Origin of the sequence: Rhodopseudomonas palustris (assembly GCF_034479375.1) — a bacterium.
GTDB classification, from domain to species: domain Bacteria; phylum Pseudomonadota; class Alphaproteobacteria; order Rhizobiales; family Xanthobacteraceae; genus Rhodopseudomonas; species Rhodopseudomonas palustris_M.
Window position 1 is genome coordinate 5,238,592 of record NZ_CP140155.1, and the last position, 17,855, is coordinate 5,256,446.

Annotated in this window: 19 protein-coding genes; 10 read left to right on the forward strand and 9 right to left on the reverse strand. The window is 64.8% G+C overall.

Annotated features, from left to right (window positions below; genetic code table 11):
- Positions 1-15: 15 nt before the first annotated feature.
- Both SR870_RS23825 and SR870_RS23830 read right to left on the reverse strand, forming a co-directional pair.
- On the reverse strand, positions 16-561 hold the full coding sequence (locus tag SR870_RS23825) for a sigma-70 family RNA polymerase sigma factor (RefSeq protein ID WP_011440284.1): 546 nt from the start codon (positions 559-561) through the stop codon (positions 16-18).
- A complete protein-coding gene (locus SR870_RS23830; RefSeq protein WP_322515959.1) occupies positions 561-782 on the reverse strand; it encodes a NepR family anti-sigma factor in 222 nt (73 codons plus the stop codon). The genes SR870_RS23825 and SR870_RS23830 overlap by 1 nt, the downstream gene beginning before the upstream one ends.
- 219 nt (positions 783-1,001) lie before the next feature.
- On the opposite strand from SR870_RS23830, the gene SR870_RS23835 reads away from it, so the two are divergent.
- A complete protein-coding gene (locus tag SR870_RS23835; protein ID WP_322515960.1) occupies positions 1,002-1,808 on the forward strand; it encodes a response regulator in 807 nt (268 codons plus the stop codon).
- Positions 1,809-2,234: 426 nt separating this feature from the next.
- Positions 2,235-2,618 carry a hypothetical protein gene (locus tag SR870_RS23840; RefSeq protein ID WP_322515961.1) on the forward strand — a complete coding sequence of 128 codons (384 nt, stop codon included), beginning with the start codon at positions 2,235-2,237 and terminating at the stop codon, positions 2,616-2,618.
- Positions 2,619-2,746: 128 nt separating this feature from the next.
- Here the strand turns inward: SR870_RS23840 and SR870_RS23845 are convergent, their stop codons facing one another.
- Positions 2,747-3,853, reverse strand: coding sequence for an AI-2E family transporter (locus tag SR870_RS23845; RefSeq protein WP_322515962.1), 1,107 nt, complete (start codon positions 3,851-3,853; stop codon positions 2,747-2,749).
- A gap of 255 nt (positions 3,854-4,108) precedes the next feature.
- On the opposite strand from SR870_RS23845, the gene SR870_RS23850 reads away from it, so the two are divergent.
- The 3 genes from SR870_RS23850 to SR870_RS23860 all read left to right on the forward strand — a co-directional run bounded on the left by SR870_RS23850 (position 4,109) and on the right by SR870_RS23860 (position 5,902).
- Positions 4,109-4,864, forward strand: coding sequence for a L,D-transpeptidase (locus tag SR870_RS23850; RefSeq protein ID WP_322518361.1), 756 nt, complete (start codon positions 4,109-4,111; stop codon positions 4,862-4,864).
- A 23-nt stretch (positions 4,865-4,887) separates the two neighbouring features.
- Entirely contained in the window at positions 4,888-5,535 is a 648-nt protein-coding gene (locus SR870_RS23855; protein WP_322515963.1) for a DUF2865 domain-containing protein, read from the forward strand.
- A 211-nt stretch (positions 5,536-5,746) separates the two neighbouring features.
- Positions 5,747-5,902 carry a Thivi_2564 family membrane protein gene (locus tag SR870_RS23860; protein WP_322515964.1) on the forward strand — a complete coding sequence of 52 codons (156 nt, stop codon included), beginning with the start codon at positions 5,747-5,749 and terminating at the stop codon, positions 5,900-5,902.
- Between the two features lie 195 nt (positions 5,903-6,097).
- Here SR870_RS23860 and SR870_RS23865 read toward each other — a convergent pair whose 3' ends face one another.
- The 5 genes from SR870_RS23865 to cysP all read right to left on the reverse strand — a co-directional run bounded on the left by SR870_RS23865 (position 6,098) and on the right by cysP (position 11,766).
- Positions 6,098-6,298, reverse strand: a complete 201-nt coding sequence (locus SR870_RS23865) for a CsbD family protein (protein ID WP_041798596.1) — start codon at positions 6,296-6,298, stop codon at positions 6,098-6,100.
- 175 nt (positions 6,299-6,473) lie between these two features.
- Positions 6,474-8,648: a malate synthase G gene (locus SR870_RS23870; protein ID WP_322515965.1), complete on the reverse strand. Its 2,175-nt coding sequence runs from the start codon at positions 8,646-8,648 to the stop codon at positions 6,474-6,476.
- 145 nt (positions 8,649-8,793) lie between these two features.
- Entirely contained in the window at positions 8,794-9,663 is an 870-nt protein-coding gene (cysW, locus tag SR870_RS23875; protein WP_322515966.1) for a sulfate ABC transporter permease subunit CysW, read from the reverse strand.
- Complete coding sequence (cysT, locus tag SR870_RS23880) at positions 9,660-10,487, reverse strand: sulfate ABC transporter permease subunit CysT (protein ID WP_322515967.1); 828 nt, start codon at positions 10,485-10,487, stop codon at positions 9,660-9,662. Before cysT ends, cysW begins: the two co-directional genes overlap by 4 nt.
- 268 nt (positions 10,488-10,755) lie before the next feature.
- Positions 10,756-11,766: a thiosulfate ABC transporter substrate-binding protein CysP gene (gene cysP / locus SR870_RS23885; protein ID WP_322515968.1), complete on the reverse strand. Its 1,011-nt coding sequence runs from the start codon at positions 11,764-11,766 to the stop codon at positions 10,756-10,758.
- A 351-nt stretch (positions 11,767-12,117) separates the two neighbouring features.
- On the opposite strand from cysP, the gene cysG reads away from it, so the two are divergent.
- From cysG to SR870_RS23910, 5 genes are all read left to right on the forward strand, one after another.
- Positions 12,118-13,554: a siroheme synthase CysG gene (gene cysG, locus SR870_RS23890; RefSeq protein WP_322515969.1), complete on the forward strand. Its 1,437-nt coding sequence runs from the start codon at positions 12,118-12,120 to the stop codon at positions 13,552-13,554.
- Complete coding sequence (locus tag SR870_RS23895) at positions 13,551-13,865, forward strand: DUF2849 domain-containing protein (protein ID WP_322515970.1); 315 nt, start codon at positions 13,551-13,553, stop codon at positions 13,863-13,865. The genes cysG and SR870_RS23895 overlap by 4 nt, the downstream gene beginning before the upstream one ends.
- Before the next feature lie 12 nt (positions 13,866-13,877).
- The gene (locus SR870_RS23900; RefSeq protein WP_322515971.1) at positions 13,878-15,533 is read left to right on the forward strand and encodes a nitrite/sulfite reductase; all 1,656 of its coding nucleotides are present in this window, start codon (positions 13,878-13,880) and stop codon (positions 15,531-15,533) included.
- Positions 15,520-16,029, forward strand: a complete 510-nt coding sequence (locus SR870_RS23905) for a DUF934 domain-containing protein (protein WP_322515972.1) — start codon at positions 15,520-15,522, stop codon at positions 16,027-16,029. Before SR870_RS23900 ends, SR870_RS23905 begins: the two co-directional genes overlap by 14 nt.
- A gap of 308 nt (positions 16,030-16,337) precedes the next feature.
- A complete protein-coding gene (locus tag SR870_RS23910) occupies positions 16,338-17,273 on the forward strand; it encodes a glutaminase (RefSeq protein WP_322515973.1) in 936 nt (311 codons plus the stop codon).
- Between the two features lie 115 nt (positions 17,274-17,388).
- On the opposite strand, the gene SR870_RS23915 is transcribed toward SR870_RS23910, so the two are convergent.
- Positions 17,389-17,565, reverse strand: a complete 177-nt coding sequence (locus SR870_RS23915) for a DUF2735 domain-containing protein (protein WP_322515974.1) — start codon at positions 17,563-17,565, stop codon at positions 17,389-17,391.
- Between the last annotated feature and the right edge of the window lie 290 nt (positions 17,566-17,855).

Sequence of the window (17,855 nt, forward strand, 5' to 3'; positions counted from 1 at the left end):
CGAGGGCTGCGCTGGTCAGCCGTTGCTTCCGATCACGGCCCGAACCGTGTCGTCGGGACCGAAGTCTTCGGCGCCGTCGACATAGAGCAGTGCACTCAGCTTCGAGCGCGCGCGGTTGACGCGGCTCTTGATGGTGCCGACCGCGCAGCCGCAGATCGCGGCAGCGTCTTCGTAGGAGAATCCCGAAGCGCCGACCAAAATCAGTGCTTCGCGCTGGTCCTGCGGAAGCTTCTCCAGCGCCGCTCGGAATTCTTCGAATTCCAGATGCGCGTTCTGACCCGGCTGAGATTTCAGCGTCTTGGCGTAACTGCCATCGGCGTCCTCGACCTCGCGCCGCCGTTTCCGATAGTCGGAGCGGAACAGGTTGCGCAGAATCGTGAACAGCCACGCCGGCAGATTCGATCCCGGTTGGAACGAGTCGATATTGGCCAACGCCCGTAGCAAGGTCTCCTGCACGAGGTCGTCGGCGCGATCGCCGTTGCCGCTGAGCGAGATCGCAAACGCGCGCAAACTCGGCACGGCAGCCAGTATGTCGTCTCGAAGAGAATCGGTGAGAGGCATTAGTCCCTCCTCTCGCTGTCGGTCGCTGCTGCCGGGCTGCCTTGCTGGGGGTCGTCCAGCCGTTTGATCAGGTCGGCAAACCGATCTGGCACCCCTTGCCTGACCACATCATCGTACATGGCGCGCAGCTGATGGCCGATCCGAGCCTGAATCTCCTGATTCAGGCCACCTTTGCTGCCAGGCGACGACTTCCTCGTTGTCTGAGCCTTGAAATCTTTCATGACTGATCCAATGTCTTCCCCGTGGTCAAGTCCCCCTGAAATCACTGGGGTTTACCTTGATTTTTGAAGGTGTTGCGGTGTCACTGGGAGCCTAATTCAGCCGCAGCGGTAAAGTTCCCCGGTTGGATGGAACTTTTCCCCAGCTTCGGCGTAGGTAGCCTTAGGGAGCCGGCCGCCCTGCCGATATCGGCCGAGACCAGATTCGAGATTGGAGTGGGGATGTCGAGATCGCAGTTGGTTGCTGAGCACTTACCGTTGTTGCGTCGCTATGCGCGAGCCTTGACCGGCAACCAGGCGTCGGGTGACGCCTATGTTGGTGCAATGCTGGAAGCGCTGCTTCAGGACCCGGCACTGCTCGACGAACGACATGGACCGCGCGCGGGGCTGTTTCGCCTATTTGCTCAGATCTGGAATTCGGTAGCACTGAACGACGACTCCGAGGTCCGCTCGCTGCCCATGCCGTCCGAACGTCGCCTCTCGGCGATCACTCCGCTGCCGAGGCAGGCGTTCCTGCTGTTGTCGCTGGAGGGGTTTTCCGAGGAAGAAGTGGCCTTCGTCCTCCACACCGACGTTGGGGAAATCCGTCAACTCGCCGATACGGCGGGCCGGGAGATGGCCGAGGAGATCGCCACCGATGTCCTGATCATCGAGGACGAGACCTTTATCGCGATGGATCTGGAAAGCCTGGTCAAGAATCTCGGCCACAATGTCATCGGTGTCGCCCGCACCCATGCGGACGCGATCGCCCTGGCGCGCTCCAAGAAACCGGGTCTGATCCTTGCCGATATCCAGCTCGCCGATGGCAGTTCCGGCCTGGACGCGGTCAACGAGTTGCTGAAGACCTTCGAGGTGCCGGTGGTGTTCATCACCGCCTATCCGGAGCGGTTCCTGACCGGCGAGCGCCCCGAGCCGGCGTTCCTGATCTCGAAGCCGTTCCAGCCGGCGATGGTTTCTGCGGTGGCGAGTCAGGCGCTGTTCTTCCAGCGCAATTCGCGCAACCGGACGCCGAACGCCGCCGCATCCTGACAACTGATCTCGGCAGCCGATCTGCTGCACAAGGCCGCTCGCGCGCAAGCGCGGGCGGCCTCTTTGTAAGGTCCATTGCGAGCGTATTTCCGACCGCCACGATCTGCGCTCTCCGGCACTCGCCGGAATCTCGAACTCGCTCGATCCAGTCAGGAGAGCAAAGCAAAGAACAGGGCGCAGCTGGCATCACCACAGCTGCGCCCTGTATTGCCGGTCAATTGGGGCAGGGGGACTAACCGGCGCGGGCACAACCTTCATGGCTGGTCTGATGTTCCGAAGCCGCGCCGGAAAATTTCACACACTTAGTTGATCGATCGTTATCGAACCCTGCCCGCGCCCAAACGATTAATTGGTGTGGCGGGCTTGACAAGCCGCCGAAAGAACGAAAGCGGCAATCCTGCCGCGTAAAAAGAGCGGCAAGATACCATGTCACTAATCGTGCGGGGAATTTTGGGCGCCATTGCGATCACGGGCACGCTCGGCGTGGCACAGCTGGCGGTTGGCGGCGACCTCGGTCAGGTCCGCCTGCAGCGAGATGCCTCGACGGCCCAGGAAATCAACCGCAGCAACAAGGCCGATCGCGGAGCCTTGGCCCGGCAGGTCGAGCCGGGCCAGACGTTCGGCGTCAATCTGGTCGATCAGTCGGTGCTGGTCCGTGTGCCGGATACGCAGGTAGGCCAGGCCACGCGCATTCGCGCGCAGCAGCCGGCACCTGTTTCCCCGCGCCGAACGATGGTCGCGTGTGAGCCGGTGGTCAGCGTGTTGACGGAGGTGGCCAAGCGGCTCGAACCCGGTCGATGCGTGACCTGATCCTGCTATTCGAGCAACCGAGTTCGCACCCGCCACCTGCAAGGTGGCGGGTTTTTTCGTCCTACGGCGTTGCGGTTCTGGCGGAGCGGAGCTTCGAGGATCCACCCGCAGGGCCCGGTCGCTGACGATCAGTCGTCGCGGCCCGGCAGTTGCGGGGTGTCCTCGGCGACCAGATGCTCCTTCAGGACCAGGCCGACGATCAGCAGCGGCGAGGCTAGAAAGCCGCCCATCGGGCCCCATAGCCAGGTCCAGAACGCCAGCGCGATGAAGACCGCGAGCGCATTCAGCTCCAGCCTCCGCCCGATGATGGTCGGCGTGATGAAATGTCCTTCCACGAAGGTCAGGACGGCAAAGCCGAGCGGAGCCAGCAGGCCTGCGCCCATCGTGGGCATGCTGATGATCCCGACCAGGGTCAGGATGACGAACATCACGATCGGCCCAATGACCGGGATGAAATTCAGCGTCGCGGCGAGCGCGCCGAGCCCGGCCGGATTCGGCATCCCGGCGAGGGCGCAAATGACGCCCGTCGCGGCCCCGTAGCACAGGTTGATGATCGTCACGGTCAGCAGATAGCCGCCGAGGCTTTGCTCGATCTCATTGAGGATGCGCAAGGTGCGCAGCCGCGCGCCGCGGCCGCCGAAATTCATCACCAAAGCGCGGCGCAGGTCCTTCCAACTCGCGATGAACAGCACGAGGGTGACGAGAAACAGCAGGAATTCGGTCAGGGTCGGTGACAGGAATTCCAGCGTCGGCTGCATCCAGTCGATCTGCGGCATCTGGGATGGTGCAGACACCGCCGGTTCAGTGCCGCCCAGGGCCGATTGAAGCTGTCGCCACAGTCCCATCGGTCGCTCGAAGAAGCTCAGCTTGTCGCGCAGGATCACGCCGAGTTCGGGAAGCCGGCTGGTCCAGTCGATCAGCGGCACCGAGATCAGCGCCACCATGAAGCCGACCCCCGCCAGTGCCAGCGCCACGATCAGCACCGCGCAGACCGCGCGCGGAATTCGCCAGCGCTCCATCAAGGTCGCGGCCGGCGACAGCATCGTGCCCACCACGAAGGCGGTGACGATCGGCAGGAAGAACGGCTTGGCGACGTAGAGAAGCCCGATCACCACGATGATCACCAGGGCCACCAGAGCGAACGCGACGACCTCGGTCCGCCGGATCAGCGGAGGTTGCTCCTCCTTGCTGTCGGGAAGCGGGGTGCCCGCAGGCTCCACGGGAAGAGTTCTCACCAGATCGCCCCGCTACATTCGACGGATCGTGAAGGGAAGGGCTGTCGACCGGGCGGATTCCGCATCGGGTGCGCAGCAGCCCGGTGCCTCAACATGAAGTGCTCGCGAAAGTTCCGGGTGGGATATCGGCGGCGCCCAGGGTGGCCGAGCGTACAGCGTTGTCAGGCGGGTCCTGGCCTACGGGGAACTCCGAAGGGCTCATCGCGTTTGTTAGCAGCATCACAACGGTGCGAGCCACAAGGCAGGGACATCGCCATGATTACTTCCGGAAATGCACTGCGGAGCAATTCGGTGACGCGTCCGCTGGTGGCCTTCGCGGCTGCCCTGCTGATCACGGTCTCGCTGTCCGGTGCCGCTTCGGCACAAATGCTGGGCTACGCTGCAGCGCCTCAGGCCGGTCCGTTCGGGGTCGATGACGAGGTGCTGGCGGCTCCGCTGGCCACTTCGCCGGACGCGGCGCTGAGCGATGACGAAGATGCGCAGCTGTCGGATCGGCTGCGCCGTCAGGTGGTCGCCTATGACAGCAATCAGCCGGCCGGGACCATTGTGATCGATACCGCGAATACGTACCTGTATTATGTTCTCGGCGGTGGCCGCGCGATCCGCTACGGAGTTGGCGTCGGCCGCGAAGGGTTCACCTGGGCCGGCACTCAGACGATTACCCGCAAAGCCGAGTGGCCGGACTGGCATCCGCCGGCGCAGATGATCGCGCGCCAGCCTTATCTGCCGCGCTTCATGGCCGGCGGCCCGGGCAATCCGCTGGGCGCGCGGGCGATGTATCTCGGCTCGACCGAATATCGCATCCACGGCACCAACGATCCTTCGACCATCGGCAGGTTCGTCTCGTCGGGCTGTATCCGTCTGACCAACGAGGATGTCGCGGACCTGTTCAGCCGCACCAGGGTCGGCGCTCGGGTCGTGGTACTGCCGAAATCCTCTCCGAACCGCGAAGCCCGCAAGGCGCGACCGGGCCGGCATGCGATGAACATTGCGGTGACGTCGCTCGACTAATGTCCACCCGACCGGAGGTCGCGATGCGTCGCTCAACTGCAAAGGCAATCGGGATCTGCGGCGTCGCGATGATGTCGCTGGCCGGAACGGCGTCGAGCGCGCAGGCGCAGGATTTCTTCTCGGCGCTGTTTCATGGCTTCCAGCCTCCGGCACGCCACTACGTTCCGGAGCGGGCCTTCCCGTTCGCCAGCGAGGGCGACTACGCGCCCAGGGCGCGCCGCCCGGCGCGGACATATTCCAGCGGTGGCCAGGCCTTCTGCGTCCGCACCTGCGACGGCCGCTACTTCCCGATCGCGGCGACCGGCGGTGAAAGCAAGGACGCGACCTGCAACAGCTTCTGCCCCGCCAGCGAAACCAAGGTGGTGTATGGCTCCGATATCGACGGTGCTCGTACATCGAACGGCAAGCCCTATTCGGAGCTTCCGAACGCCTTCAAATACCGCAACGAGATCGTCGCCGGCTGCACCTGCAACGGCAAGGATCAGTTCGGTCTGGCGAAGATCAAGATCGAAGACGATCCGACCGTCCGGAAGGGCGACATCGTCGCCAGTGAGGACGGTCTGAAGGTCGCCGGTCGGCCCGACCGTCGCGAAGGCGCGCTGAATTACTCGCCTGCGCCGGCGTCGATTCGCGCCGGTTACGGCAAGGTGCCGGTTGTCGCCGCGAACTGACGGAGACGGCTGGTCGTCGTAGTCCCTGCCGCAGCTCTGCCGGTCGCCGGAAACCATGTCACTTGACTAGCCCCAAGTTCGGCCAGCGCAGATTTCGACCGTGAACCTGCCGACGCTACCGTGCAGCCACAATCAGTTCCGCTCATGGAACCGACTTGCCCGCTCGCCGTTAGTTCAGCGCGGGTGGGCCGCGGGCTGAAAGGATCTTGCGATGCTGGTCGGTATTCTGATTACGTTTCTCGTCGTTATTCTGGTTTTGTATCTGATCAACCTGCTGCCGCTGGACGGGCGCGCCAAGCAGATTGCGCGTGTCATCGTGATCATTGTCGGCATCATTTCGCTGCTGAAGTATCTGGCGGTGTTCTAGCGAAATGGTGTGACGCGAACGCCGAGCGTACGGTCGGAATCAAACAGGCGGGGCGTGCGCGATGCGTGCGCCCCGTTTTCGTATCGAGCGCGATGTCATATCGGCGCAACGCGCCGCTGGTTCATTTCCGAACAATCGCACAAAGAAAAGCCCCGGCTTGCGCCGGGGCTCACTCCGTTCAAACGAAATGCGCCATCAGCGCAGAGTCTTGAACCAATCATCGACGTCGCTGCTCACCTTGTCCTTGGCGTAGCCGTAACGCTCCTGAAGCTTGCCTTCGAGCTGGTCGCGGCGGCCGGCGATCTTGTCGAGATCGTCATCGGTCAGTTCGCCCCACTTCTCTTTGACGTTGCCCTTGAATTGCTTCCAGTTGCCTTCAACGCGGTCCCAATTCATCATCATTCTCCGTTGTAGATGCTCATCAACGGACGGCTGTGTCGAAGGTTCCCGGACCGTCTGCGGCAAGCGGTCGCCCGAATCTCGGCGCCAAGTAACAGGTTACCGAACGTAAAAAGACCCCTCCCTTGCGGGAGAGGCCTTGCTTGTCGGCGGGCCGATAAGTTTGACCTGATCAGGTCAGATCCTGCAGATGCGCAGCCTTGGCTTCGCGGCGGCGGATATGCAGGATGAACTCGGTATAGCCGTTGGGCTGCTCGCGGCCCTTGAAGATCAGGTCGCAGGCGGCCTCGAAGGCGACGCCGTCGAAGTCCGGCGCCATCGGCCGGTACAGCGGATCGCCGGCGTTCTGCTTGTCGACCACCGCCGCCATCCGCTTCAGCGATTCAAGCACCTGCTCCTTGGTGACGACGCCGTGATGCAGCCAGTTGGCGAGGTGCTGGCTGGAGATCCGCAGCGTGGCGCGGTCTTCCATCAGGCCGACGTCGTGGATGTCCGGCACCTTGGAGCAGCCGACGCCCTGATCGATCCAGCGCACGACGTAACCGAGGATACCCTGGCAGTTGTTGTCGATCTCCTGGCGGACATCGTCCGGCGCCCAGTTCGAATTCGACACCGGGATGGTCAGGATATCGTCGAGCTTGGCGCGTGGGCCGGCCTTCTTGAGTTCCTGCTGACGCGCCAGCACGTCGACCTGGTGGTAGTGCAGCGCGTGCAGTGTGGCGGCCGTCGGGGAGGGCACCCATGCGGTGGTGGCGCCGGCCTGCGGATGGCCGATCTTCTGCGTCAGCATGTCGGCCATCTTGTCGGGCGCCGCCCACATGCCCTTGCCGATCTGGGCATGGCCGGGCAGGCCGTCGATCAGGCCGGTGTCGACGTTCCAGTCCTCGTACGCCTTGATCCAGGGCTGCGCCTTCATCTCGTTCTTGCGGATCATCGGGCCCGCTTCCATCGAGGTGTGGATCTCGTCGCCGGTGCGGTCCAAGAAACCCGTGTTGATGAAGACGATGCGCTTGGACGCGTTCTGGATGCAGGCCTTGAGGTTCACCGTGGTGCGGCGCTCCTCGTCCATGATGCCGACCTTCAGCGTACTCTCCTTCAGGCCGAGCATCTTTTCGACGCGGCCGAACAGCTCGCAAGTCAGCGCCACTTCGTCCGGGCCGTGCATCTTCGGTTTGACGATGTAGACCGAGCCGGTGCGGCTGTTGCGGGTCTTGCCGAGCGCCTTCAGGTCGTGGATCGCCAGCAGGCCGGAGATCGCGGCGTCGAGGAAGCCCTCGGGGATTTCCGCCCCGTCGCTGTCGAGCACCGCGTCGGTCCACATGTGATGGCCGACATTGCGCATCAGCAGCAGGCTGCGTCCGTGCAGGGTGATGTCCTTGCCGTCCGGGCCGGTGTAGGTCCGGTCGCCATTCAGCGCGCGGGTCACGGTCTTGCCGCCCTTGTCGAAATCGGCCGACAGCGTGCCGTCCATCAGCCCGAGGGTGTTGCGGTAGATCAGCACCTTGTCCTCGGCGTCGACGGCAGCGACCGAGTCTTCCATGTCGAGGATGGTCGAGACCGCGGATTCGATCACCAGGTCGGCGACGCCGGCCGGGTCGTCCTTGCCGATGGTGTTGGTCCGGTCGACCTTGATTTCGATGTGCAGGCCGTTGTTGACCAGCAGCACCGCGCTCGGCGACGCGGCGTCGCCGAGCGTGCCGGCGAACTGCGCAGGGTTCTTCAGGCCGGTGGCGTTGCCGCTCTTGAGCTTGGCGGAAAGCTGGCCGGCGATCACGCTGTAGGCGGTGACGTCGCTGTGGCTGCCGGCCACCAGCGGCGCGGCCTGGTCGAGGAACGCCTTGGCCTTGGCGATCACCTTGTCGCCGCGCGCCTTGTCGTAGCCCTTGGCCTGCGTGGCCTCCTGCGGGATCGCATCGGTGCCGTAGAACGCGTCATACAGCGAACCCCAGCGCGCATTCGCGGCGTTCAGCGCGTAGCGCGCGTTCGACAGCGGCACCACGAGCTGCGGACCGCAGAGCTTGCCGATTTCCTCGTCGACGTCGGCGGTTTCGACCGCTACGGTCGCGGGCTCCGGCAGCAGATAGCCGATCTCCTTCAGGAAGGCGGTGTAGGCCGCCATGTCCTGCTTCTTGCCCTTGTTGGCGAGGTGCCAGGCGTCGATCCTGGCCTGCAGGCCGTCGCGATGCTGCAGCAGCGCGACCGTCTTCGGCGTCAGATCGCGGACGATCGCTGCGAGCCCGGCCCAGAAGGCGTCGGGTGCGACGCCGGTCTTCGGCGCGGCCTCCTTGGCGATGAAGTCGAACAGGACGGGCGCAATTTTCAAGCCGTGGGCATCGATACGATTCATATGAGGATGTCTCGCGAGAAAGGGCGCAAAGCGGCGGCCGTTTCAGGGGTCAAAATGAGCCGACGACCGCGGAAGGCGGCCTCGGGGGTGCCTCTTTTAGCGCCAAAGGCAAGGGCATTGGAAGGCCCCAGGCGCCGGCCGCGACTTATAGCGACGGATGCTCGTCGCCGGCCAGCCGCTCCAGCAGCATTTTCAGCAGGATGGTGACCACCGCCACCGCCGTCAGCGTGGTTGCCGCGGCGAACGCGCCTGCGACATTATAGTCCTGGTACAACAGTTCGATCTGCAGCGGCAGCGTGGTTGTCTGGCCCCGGACGTTGCCGGACACCACCGATACCGCGCCGAACTCGCCCAGCACGCGCGCGTTGCACAGGATCGCGCCGTACAGCACCGCCCAGCGGATGTTCGGCAGGGTGACGCGCAGGAAGGTGGCGAAGCCGCCGGCGCCCAGCGTCACCGCGGCCTCTTCCTCGTCGGTGCCCTGCACCTGCATCAGCGGGATCAGTTCGCGGGCGACATAGGGCGCTGTGACGAACATGCTGGCGAGCACGATGCCCGGCAGCGCGAACATCACTTTGATCCCGAGTTGCTCGAGCAGCGGCCCGAACAGGCCCTGCGAGCCGTAGACGAACAGATAGGCGACGCCGGCGACGATCGGCGAGATCGAATAGGGCAGCTCGATCAGGGCGATCAGCAATGTGCGGCCGGGGAATTCGAACTTGGTGACGGTCCAGGCCGCGGCGAGGCCGAACAGGATATTGACGGGCACCGCGATCAGCGCCGTGATCGTGGTCAGCCACATCGCGTGCAGCGTGCCCGGATCGCCGAGATTGCGCAGGAACACGCCGACGCCCTGTGCGAAGGCCGAGGTCAGGATCACCGCCAGCGGCGCCACCAGGATGAACAGCGTCACCACGGCGACCACGCTCAACACGACGAAGCGCGCGACCGGCCCGGCGCCGACCGGCGTCACCATCCAGCCCGGTTGCGCGGGGCGTTGCGGTTTCGGCGTCATGCGTTGCCCCGTCCGAGGTAGCGCAGTTGCCAGGCCTGCACCGTATTGGTGACGATCAGCATCGCGAACGCCATCGCCAGCATCACGGTGGCGATCGCGGCGGCGGCCGGGTAGTCGTATTCCTCGAGCCGGATGAAGGCCAGCAAAGCGACGATCTCGGTCTTCATCGGCTGGTTGCCGGCGATGAAGATTACCGCGCCGAATTCGCCGAGGCTGCGCGCGAATGCCAGCGACGCGCCGGCCAGCAGTGCCGGGAAGATCGACGGGAAAATGATCTTCGACAGGATCTGCAGGTCGCTGGCGCCGAGCGAGCGGCTGGCTTCCTCGACGTCGCTGCCGAGATCCTCGATCACCGGCTGCACGGTGCGCACCACGAACGGAATGCTGGTGAACGCCATCGCGATCGCGATGCCGAGCGGGGTGTAGACCACCTGCAGCCCGAGCGCGTCGAGCGGACCGCCGAACCAGCCGGTCTTCGAAAACAACGCCGTCAGCGCCAGGCCCGCGACAGCGGTCGGCAGCGCGAACGGCACGTCGACCAGCGCATCGAGCAGCCGCTTGCCCGGAAACTGATAGCGCGCCAGCACCCAGGCCAGCAGCAGGCCATAGATCGCGTTGAAGATCGTGGCCGCCAGCGCCATCGTCACCGTCAGCCGGATCGCCGCCAGGGTTCGCGGGGAGGACAGGATGGCCCAGAGCTGGGTTGCGCCGAGGTCGGAGGCTTTCAGAATCAGCGCGCACAGCGGCAGCAACACGATCACGCCGAGATACAGCGCGGTGATGCCGAGGCCGAGGCCGAAACCGGGAATGACGCTGCGTCGCAAGGGGATATCCAGATGGAGGCCAATGAGATTCAGGTGACTGTTCGGTCGTGTCTCCGTCATTGCGAGGAGCGAAGCGACTAAGCAATCCAGAAGCCACGTGCCTGGCGCTTCTGGATTGCTTCGCTGCGCTCGCAATGACGACCAAACCTAGCGGTTGTCATTCCGGGATGCGCCGCGGCAGCGGCGCAGACCCGGAATCCCGAGATGTTGGCAAAGAGAGATTCCGGGTTCGCGAGCTGCGCTCGCGCCCCGGAATGACGAACTCTGTTCACCGCCCCCCGAACAACTGATCGAGCTTCGCGCCGGAGGCCAGATGCTCGGCGTTGAGCTTGTCCCAGCCGCCGAATTCGTCCTCGACGCGATATAGCTTCACCTCCGGGAACTTGTCCTTGAACTTCTCGATCACGGACTTGTCGTGGACGCGGTTATAGGCCTTGGCGAGGATGGTCTGGCCCTCGGGTGAATACAGATATTCGAGATAGGCGGTCGCCAGCGGACGGGTGCCGTGCTTGTCGGCGTATTTGTCGACGACGCTGACGGGGAATTCGGCCAGCAGGCTGGTCGGCGGCACGACGACTTGATATTTGTCGGCGCCGGCGAGATCGCGGATCGCGCTGGTCTCGGCCTCGAAGGTGATCAGCACGTCGCCTGTCTGGCGCTCGACGAAGGTCGTCGTCGCGGCGCGGCCGCCGGTGTCGAATACCGGCACATTGGCGAACAGCTTCTTGATGAAGGCGTCCGCCTCTGCCTCGTTGCCGTATTTATGCTTCGCGAAGGCGTAGGCCGCCAGATAGGTGTAGCGCGCGTTGCCCGAGGTCTTCGGGTTCGGGAAGATGACCTTGACGTCCGGCTTCACCAGATCGTCCCAGTCCTTGATGCCCTTCGGATTGCCGGCGCGCACCAGAAACGCCGGCAGCGAATAGTAGGGCGATGAATTATTGGGCAGCCGCTTCGCCCAATCGGCGGGGATCAGCTTGCCCTTGTCGTGCAGCACCTGGACGTCGGTGACCTGATTGAAGGTGACCACGTCGGCCTCGAGCCCTTCGAGGATCGAGCGCGCCTGCCGCGACGAGCCGCCATGCGACTGGTTGATGCTGATGTCCTGGCCGGTCTTGGCCTTCCAATGCGGGATGAACGCCGCGTTGATCTCGGCATAGAGTTCCCGCGCGATGTCGTAGGAGACGTTGAGCAGCGTCGCCGGCGGCGTCTGCGCCTGCGCGGGCATCGCGGTCACGAGTGCGCCGAGGCCGGCGACGAGAGCAAGAGCTAAACGGTTCACGAGAACTCCTTATTGCTGGCCTACGATATCGGACGTCGTCTCGACGCAACGAGATCGCGTAGCGAATCCCGGTCGTCGGCGCCTCGGCGGTCAGGCGTCGATTGTCGTCAGATAGTCGAGCTAACAGTCCATGTGAAGCGGCTGCTCGTGCGTTGCGCGCGACTCGCGGGATCGCCGCGCCAGCGCCAGCCTCTCTTCGGAGAATGGTCGTCTCCAGCGAGCTGTCCGGAGGGATGGAAATTCCAGCGAGCTGGGCCATTTTGCAAAGGATTGGTTTTCTTTCCGCGTGGCTTGTAAGCATTCCAGCTAGAAAATAATTCTTGTGAACCCGAAAGGGGCAACGGAGCGCTCATGCGGTTTCTTCCGGTCTTTCTCGATCTCGCGGCAGGGCCGGTGGTGCTGGTTGGCGCCGGCGAGATGGCGCGCGCCAAGCTGCGGCTGTTGCTGTCGGCCGGCGCGACGATCCGCTGGTATGTGACCGACGGGGACGGCGACCTCGCCGGCCTCAGCGAGGCCGACCGCGCGCGCGTGACGTCGATGACGGGGGAACCCGCCGAGGCCGATCTGTCGGGCGCGATCGCGCTGATGTGCGCTGGCGCCGGCGATCTCGCGGCACCGCTCGCGGCGAAGGCCCGCGCACTCGGCGTCCCGGTCAACGTGATGGATGAACTTGCGCACTCCACCTTCATCTTCCCGGCGATCGTCGATCGCGGCGACGTCGTGGTCGCGATCGGCACCGGCGGGTCGTCGCCGGTGGTGGCGCGGCGGGTGCGCGAGATGATCGAGACGCTGCTGCCGGCGCGGATCGGCGATCTCGCCGCGCTGATCGGCCGCTGGCGTTCGCCGATGAAGGCGCGGATCCCGGAATTCCCGCTGCGCCGCCGGTTCTGGGAACGTGTCGTCGACGGCCCGATCGGCGCTGCCGTGCTCGAGGGTCGTAGCGACGCTGCAGAAGAGCAGTTGAAGGCGATCGTCGATCCCTCGGCCTATGCGCGTGGTTCAGTGTCGGCTCATACCGAAGGGCACGTCACGCTGGTCGGCGCCGGGCCCGGCGATCCTGACCTGTTGACGATCAAGGCGCTGCGCGCGCTGCAGGACGCCGACGTGGTGTTCTACGACGAACTGGTGTCGCCCGAAATTCTCGACCGGATCCGCCGCGACGCGGCGCGGGTGCCGGTCGGCCGCCGCATCGGCAAGCCGGGGATCGGCCAGGACGCGATCAACACGCTGCTGATCGAAGCCGCGCAGGCCGGCCAGCGCGCGGTGCGGCTGAAGGGCGGCGATCCGTTCGTGTTCGGCCGCGGCGGCGAGGAAGTCGAGGCGCTGCGCGACGCCGGCGTGTCGTATTCGGTGGTGCCCGGCATAAGCGCCGGATTCGGCGCCGCGGCGCAGTTCGAGGTCCCGCTGACCTATCGCCATGAGGCGCTCCGCATCACCTTTCTCACCGCCCACAAGGCGGTGGATGCAGAGGCTGTCGACTGGTCGGCGCTCACCGACGAGAAGATGACGGTGGTGGTCTATATGGGCATGACCGCAGCGCCCACGGTGCGCGACGGCCTGCTGAAAGCCGGGCGCTCGCCGCAGACGCCGGTCGGCGTGTTCGCGCGGGTGACGCGGCCGGACGCGCAGGCCGCTGTCGGCACGCTCGCCGATCTGCCGGCGCTGGTCGCTCAGGTCGATGGCGGCCCGGCGATCCTGGTGATCGGCGACGTCGTCGCGCATTCGGCGCCGTGGCGCCGGCAACAGCTCCAGCAACTCGTGTCGACCTATCAGGTAGCCGCCGAATGACCTCTCCGCTGCAACAGAAGATCAAGATCACCGGCCCGTCGGTGGTGACCGCGAACCGCACGTTCGACGGCGTGGTGATCTATCGCACCGCCGATCGTGGCTGGTCGACCGAGCTCGCCAATGCCGCGATCGTGCGCGAGGCGGAGCCTGCGCGCGCGCTGCTGGCGGCCTCCGTCGCCGACGATGTCGGCGCGGTCGGCGCCTACATCGCGCCGGTCAAGATCGACGACACCGGCGCCGTTGTTCCCGGCAATCTGCGCGAGCAGATCCGCAGGAGCGGCGTTACCATCGCGCTGCCCGCCCACGCTTGAGGCTTTTGTTTCATGTATGCTTACGACGAGATTGACCAGACGCTGGTCGACGAACGGGTCGCGGAATTTCGCGATCAGGTGCAGCGCCGCCTCAGCGGCGAACTGACCGAGGACGAGTTCAAGCCGCTGCGGCTGATGAACGGCGTCTATCTGCAACTCCACGCCTATATGTTTCGCGTCGCGATTCCCTACGGCACGCTGTCGTCGGCGCAACTCCGCAAGCTCGCTCACGTCGCCCGCAAATACGACCGCGGCTACGGCCACTTCACCACCCGGCAGAACATCCAGTTCAATTGGATCGCGCTGAAGGACCTGCCCGACGCGCTGGCCGATCTCGCCGAGGTCGGCATCCACGCGATGCAGACCTCGGGCAATTGCACCCGCAACGTCACCGCCGACCAATGGGGGGGCGTCGCACCCGACGAGGTCGAGGACCCGCGGGTCTGGGCCGAGATCCTGCGCCAGCACACCGCGCTGCATCCGGAATTCTCGTTCCTGCCGCGCAAGTTCAAATTCGCCATCACCGCGTCGGATCATGACCGCGCGGCGATCAAGGTGCACGATATCGGCCTGCGGCTGATCAGGAACGAGCAGGGCGAGACCGGCTTCGAGGTGCTGGTCGGCGGCGGGCTCGGCCGCTCGCCGTTCATCGGCAAGAGCATCAAGCCGTTCGTGCGCGGCCGCGACATCCTCAGCTATGTCGAGGCGATCCTGCGCGTCTACAATCAGTACGGCCGCCGTGACAACATCTACAAGGCGCGAATCAAGATCCTGGTGCACGAACTCGGCATCGAAAAATTCGCCGCCGAAGTCGAGCAGGCCTGGCAAGAGGTCGCCGAAGGCCCGCTGACGCTCGACGACGAGATGATCGAGGATATCCGCTCGCGCTTCGTCTACCCGGCCTACGAGAAACTGCCGGCGATGCCGGATGAACTACGCGCCGCGGCGGGCGACGCCCGCTTCGAGGCGTGGCGCAGGAACTCGGTCGCGCCGCATCGCGAGCCGGGCTACGCCATCGTTACGCTGTCGCTGAAGCCGGTCGGCGGCCCGCCGGGCGACGCCACCGCCGATCAGATAGATGCGATCGCCGATCTCGCCGACAAATACTCGTTCGGCGAGATCCGCGTCGGCCACGAGCAGAATCTGGCGCTGCCGCATGTTGCCAGGCGCGATCTGCCGGCGCTGTGGGCCGCGCTCGACGCGCTCGGCGTCGCCACGCCGAACGTCAATCTGGTCAGCGACATCATCGCCTGCCCGGGGCTCGACTATTGCTCGCTGGCGAACGCCCGCTCGATCCCGATCGCACAGGAGTTGACGCGGCGCTTCGCCAATCACGAGACCGCCAATCTGATCGGCCGGCTGCACGTCAATATATCGGGCTGCATCAATGCCTGCGGGCATCACCACGTCGGCCATATCGGCATTCTCGGCGTCGAGAAAAACGATCAGGAGTTCTATCAGATCACCATCGGCGGCCGCGCCGACGAGGATGCGCGCGTCGGCGATCTGATCGGGCCGGCGGTGCCGTATGCGGAAGTCGCCGACGTGGTCGAGGACATCGTCGAGGCCTATCTGGCGCTGCGCGAAAAGCCGGAGGAATTGTTCGTCGACACCGTCAAGCGGATCGGCGTCGAACCCTTCAAGGAGCGCGTCTATGCCACTCGTTAAGAACGGCGCGATCGTCGCCGACGACTTCGTCAGCGTCGCCGACGATGCCGAGTTGCCGGCCGGCGGCGCGGTGCTGATTTCGGCCGCCCGCTTTCTCGCCGACGCCGAGGCGCTGTCAGCGCGCAACGCGCCGCTCGGCGTGATCTGGCCGAACAATCGCGATGTCGCGGAGCTGAAGCCGTGGCTCGATCGTCTGTCGCTGATCGCGCTGGTGTTTCCCACCTTCAAGGACGGCCGCGCGCACAGCCAGGCCCGCCGGCTGCGTGAGGTCTATGGTTTCCGTGGCGAACTGCGCGCCACCGGACAAATCCTGCGCGATCAGTTCACCTTCCTGCTTCGCAACGGCTTCGATTCTTTCGCGGTCACCAAGGAGTCCGATGCGCAGGCGTTCGGCGAGGCGACGCATCGCTACACCGAATTCTATCAGCCGACCGGCGACGGCCATCTCAGCGCGCTGCAGCGCCGACGCAAGCGCCACACGGCTCCGGCTGGTTAGACTGAATAAAAGCGAGTGCGGCCTCACCTCTCCCCGAGCGCGGGGAGAGGTGACCCGGTTGAGCGCAGCGAAGCCGGGTCGGGTGAGGGGGCGCCTCCGCGCGGCTGAGCCTTCGAGTTGCTTTTCGACTGATGATTATCGACCACTGGCGCTCGGCCCTGTGGTGACGCCCCCTCATCCCAGCCTTCTCCCCGCGCGCGGGGAGAAGGATCAGGCCGTGTGCGCGGCGACCGTCTCACATCACCAGCAGCATTCTGCATCCTCTTTGGCCTTGCTTTGCGACGGAGCTTGCCTTTCTTTCCGCCGTCATGAGCCCTGATCATCTCGACCGCACCGTCTCTGAAATCGCCGAAGAGATGGCGCAGCGCGCCGACCGCGGCGCGGTCGCGAGTTACATTCCCGAATTGGCGCAGGTCGATCCCAAGCGTTTCGGCCTCGTCGTGATCGACGCTGACGGCCATGTCGCCGCCGGCGGCGACGCCGACGTGCCGTTCTCGATCCAGAGCATCTCCAAGGTGTTCACGTTGACGCTGGCGCTCGGCATGGCAGGCGACCGGGTGTGGCGCCGGGTTGGGCGCGAGCCGTCCGGCTCGGCATTCAACTCGATCGTCCAACTCGAGCGCGAGCGCGGCATCCCGCGTAATCCCTTCATCAATGCCGGCGCCATCGCCGTCACCGATTTGATCCTGTCCGGGCACCAGCCGCGCGAGGCGCTCGGCGAAATTCTCCGATTCATGCAATTTCTCGCCGCCGATTCCTCGATCGTCATCGACGAGTCCGTCGCCGCATCCGAACAGCGCACCGGGTTTCGCAACGCCGCGCTGGCGAACTACATGAAGTCCTTCGGCGTGCTCGACAATCCGGTCGAATACACGCTCGGCGTGTACTTCCACCATTGCGCCATCGCGATGAGTTGCCGCCAGCTCGCGATGGCGGGGCGTTTCCTCGCCCATAACGGCCGCAATCCCGCGACCGGCCACAACGTGGTGTCGGCGCAGCGGGCGCGTCGTATCAACGCGCTGATGCTGACCTGCGGCCATTATGACGGCTCTGGCGAATTCGCCTATCGGGTCGGATTGCCGGGAAAAAGCGGGGTCGGAGGAGGGGTGCTGGCGGTCGCGCCCGGCACGGCATCGATCGCCGTGTGGTCGCCGGGGCTCGACGCCTCGGGCAATTCCCATCTCGGCCGCATCGCGCTGGAAGCGCTGACCAAACGACTCGGCTGGTCGATCTTCGGCGTCTGAACCGCCACCCTGGCAAGGCGACGACCGCCGGCAAAAACAAAGGGCCGAAACGCTTGCACGCCGGCCCTTCGTCAGTTCTGGAAAACCCCGCCCCGCGGCGTCGCTGGTGTCGGTGTCATTGCGGTTTGGGAGCCTGTTCTTCGAGCATCGCCGCTTCGTGGTACCAGCTCGAACTAGTCACGACATTCCGGGATCCCGTATCAGCGACGGCGGGCTGGCGCCGGGCAAGGCTTCCGCGGCCGCCGACAGGAAACTGGTAGATTTTGGCGGTCGTCTGATTCAAGGTGCTCACTCTGATCTCCTTCTCTCCTTCGGTTGCATTCCGTCGGTCGCATTCCGTGGTTCGCGGTCTGCGTCGGTCTGTAGATATCTGCCGCGCCCAGGCGTGGTGCAATATGCTCAAGGAAATATCATCGTTTGCCGATAACATAGGCAAAACGCCATCTGCCCGCGCTCTGGTCATGCGGGGCAACTCCGCGAAGCCGGCTTGGTTGCCGACAGCCCGAACCACCCCGCCACCAAAAAGCGTGCGCCGGATCGGTTAATTTTGTTTTCGCGCTGTCGTTTCGTGCAAATACCGGC

Excerpts from the sequence above, each read along its gene's own strand:
- SR870_RS23825 (WP_011440284.1), bottom strand. The coding sequence starts at position 561 with ATGCCTCTCACCGATTCTCTTCGAGACGACATACTGGCTGCCGTGCCG.
- SR870_RS23830 (WP_322515959.1), bottom strand. The coding sequence starts at position 782 with ATGAAAGATTTCAAGGCTCAGACAACGAGGAAGTCGTCGCCTGGCAGC.
- SR870_RS23835 (WP_322515960.1), top strand. The coding sequence starts at position 1,002 with ATGTCGAGATCGCAGTTGGTTGCTGAGCACTTACCGTTGTTGCGTCGC.
- SR870_RS23840 (WP_322515961.1), top strand. The coding sequence starts at position 2,235 with ATGTCACTAATCGTGCGGGGAATTTTGGGCGCCATTGCGATCACGGGC.
- SR870_RS23850 (WP_322518361.1), top strand. The coding sequence starts at position 4,109 with ATGATTACTTCCGGAAATGCACTGCGGAGCAATTCGGTGACGCGTCCG.
- SR870_RS23855 (WP_322515963.1), top strand. The coding sequence starts at position 4,888 with ATGCGTCGCTCAACTGCAAAGGCAATCGGGATCTGCGGCGTCGCGATG.
- SR870_RS23860 (WP_322515964.1), top strand. The coding sequence starts at position 5,747 with ATGCTGGTCGGTATTCTGATTACGTTTCTCGTCGTTATTCTGGTTTTG.
- SR870_RS23865 (WP_041798596.1), bottom strand. The coding sequence starts at position 6,298 with ATGAATTGGGACCGCGTTGAAGGCAACTGGAAGCAATTCAAGGGCAAC.
- SR870_RS23870 (WP_322515965.1), bottom strand. The coding sequence starts at position 8,648 with ATGAATCGTATCGATGCCCACGGCTTGAAAATTGCGCCCGTCCTGTTC.
- cysW (WP_322515966.1), bottom strand. The coding sequence starts at position 9,663 with ATGACGCCGAAACCGCAACGCCCCGCGCAACCGGGCTGGATGGTGACG.
- cysG (WP_322515969.1), top strand. The coding sequence starts at position 12,118 with ATGCGGTTTCTTCCGGTCTTTCTCGATCTCGCGGCAGGGCCGGTGGTG.
- SR870_RS23895 (WP_322515970.1), top strand. The coding sequence starts at position 13,551 with ATGACCTCTCCGCTGCAACAGAAGATCAAGATCACCGGCCCGTCGGTG.
- SR870_RS23900 (WP_322515971.1), top strand. The coding sequence starts at position 13,878 with ATGTATGCTTACGACGAGATTGACCAGACGCTGGTCGACGAACGGGTC.
- SR870_RS23905 (WP_322515972.1), top strand. The coding sequence starts at position 15,520 with ATGCCACTCGTTAAGAACGGCGCGATCGTCGCCGACGACTTCGTCAGC.
- SR870_RS23910 (WP_322515973.1), top strand. The coding sequence starts at position 16,338 with ATGAGCCCTGATCATCTCGACCGCACCGTCTCTGAAATCGCCGAAGAG.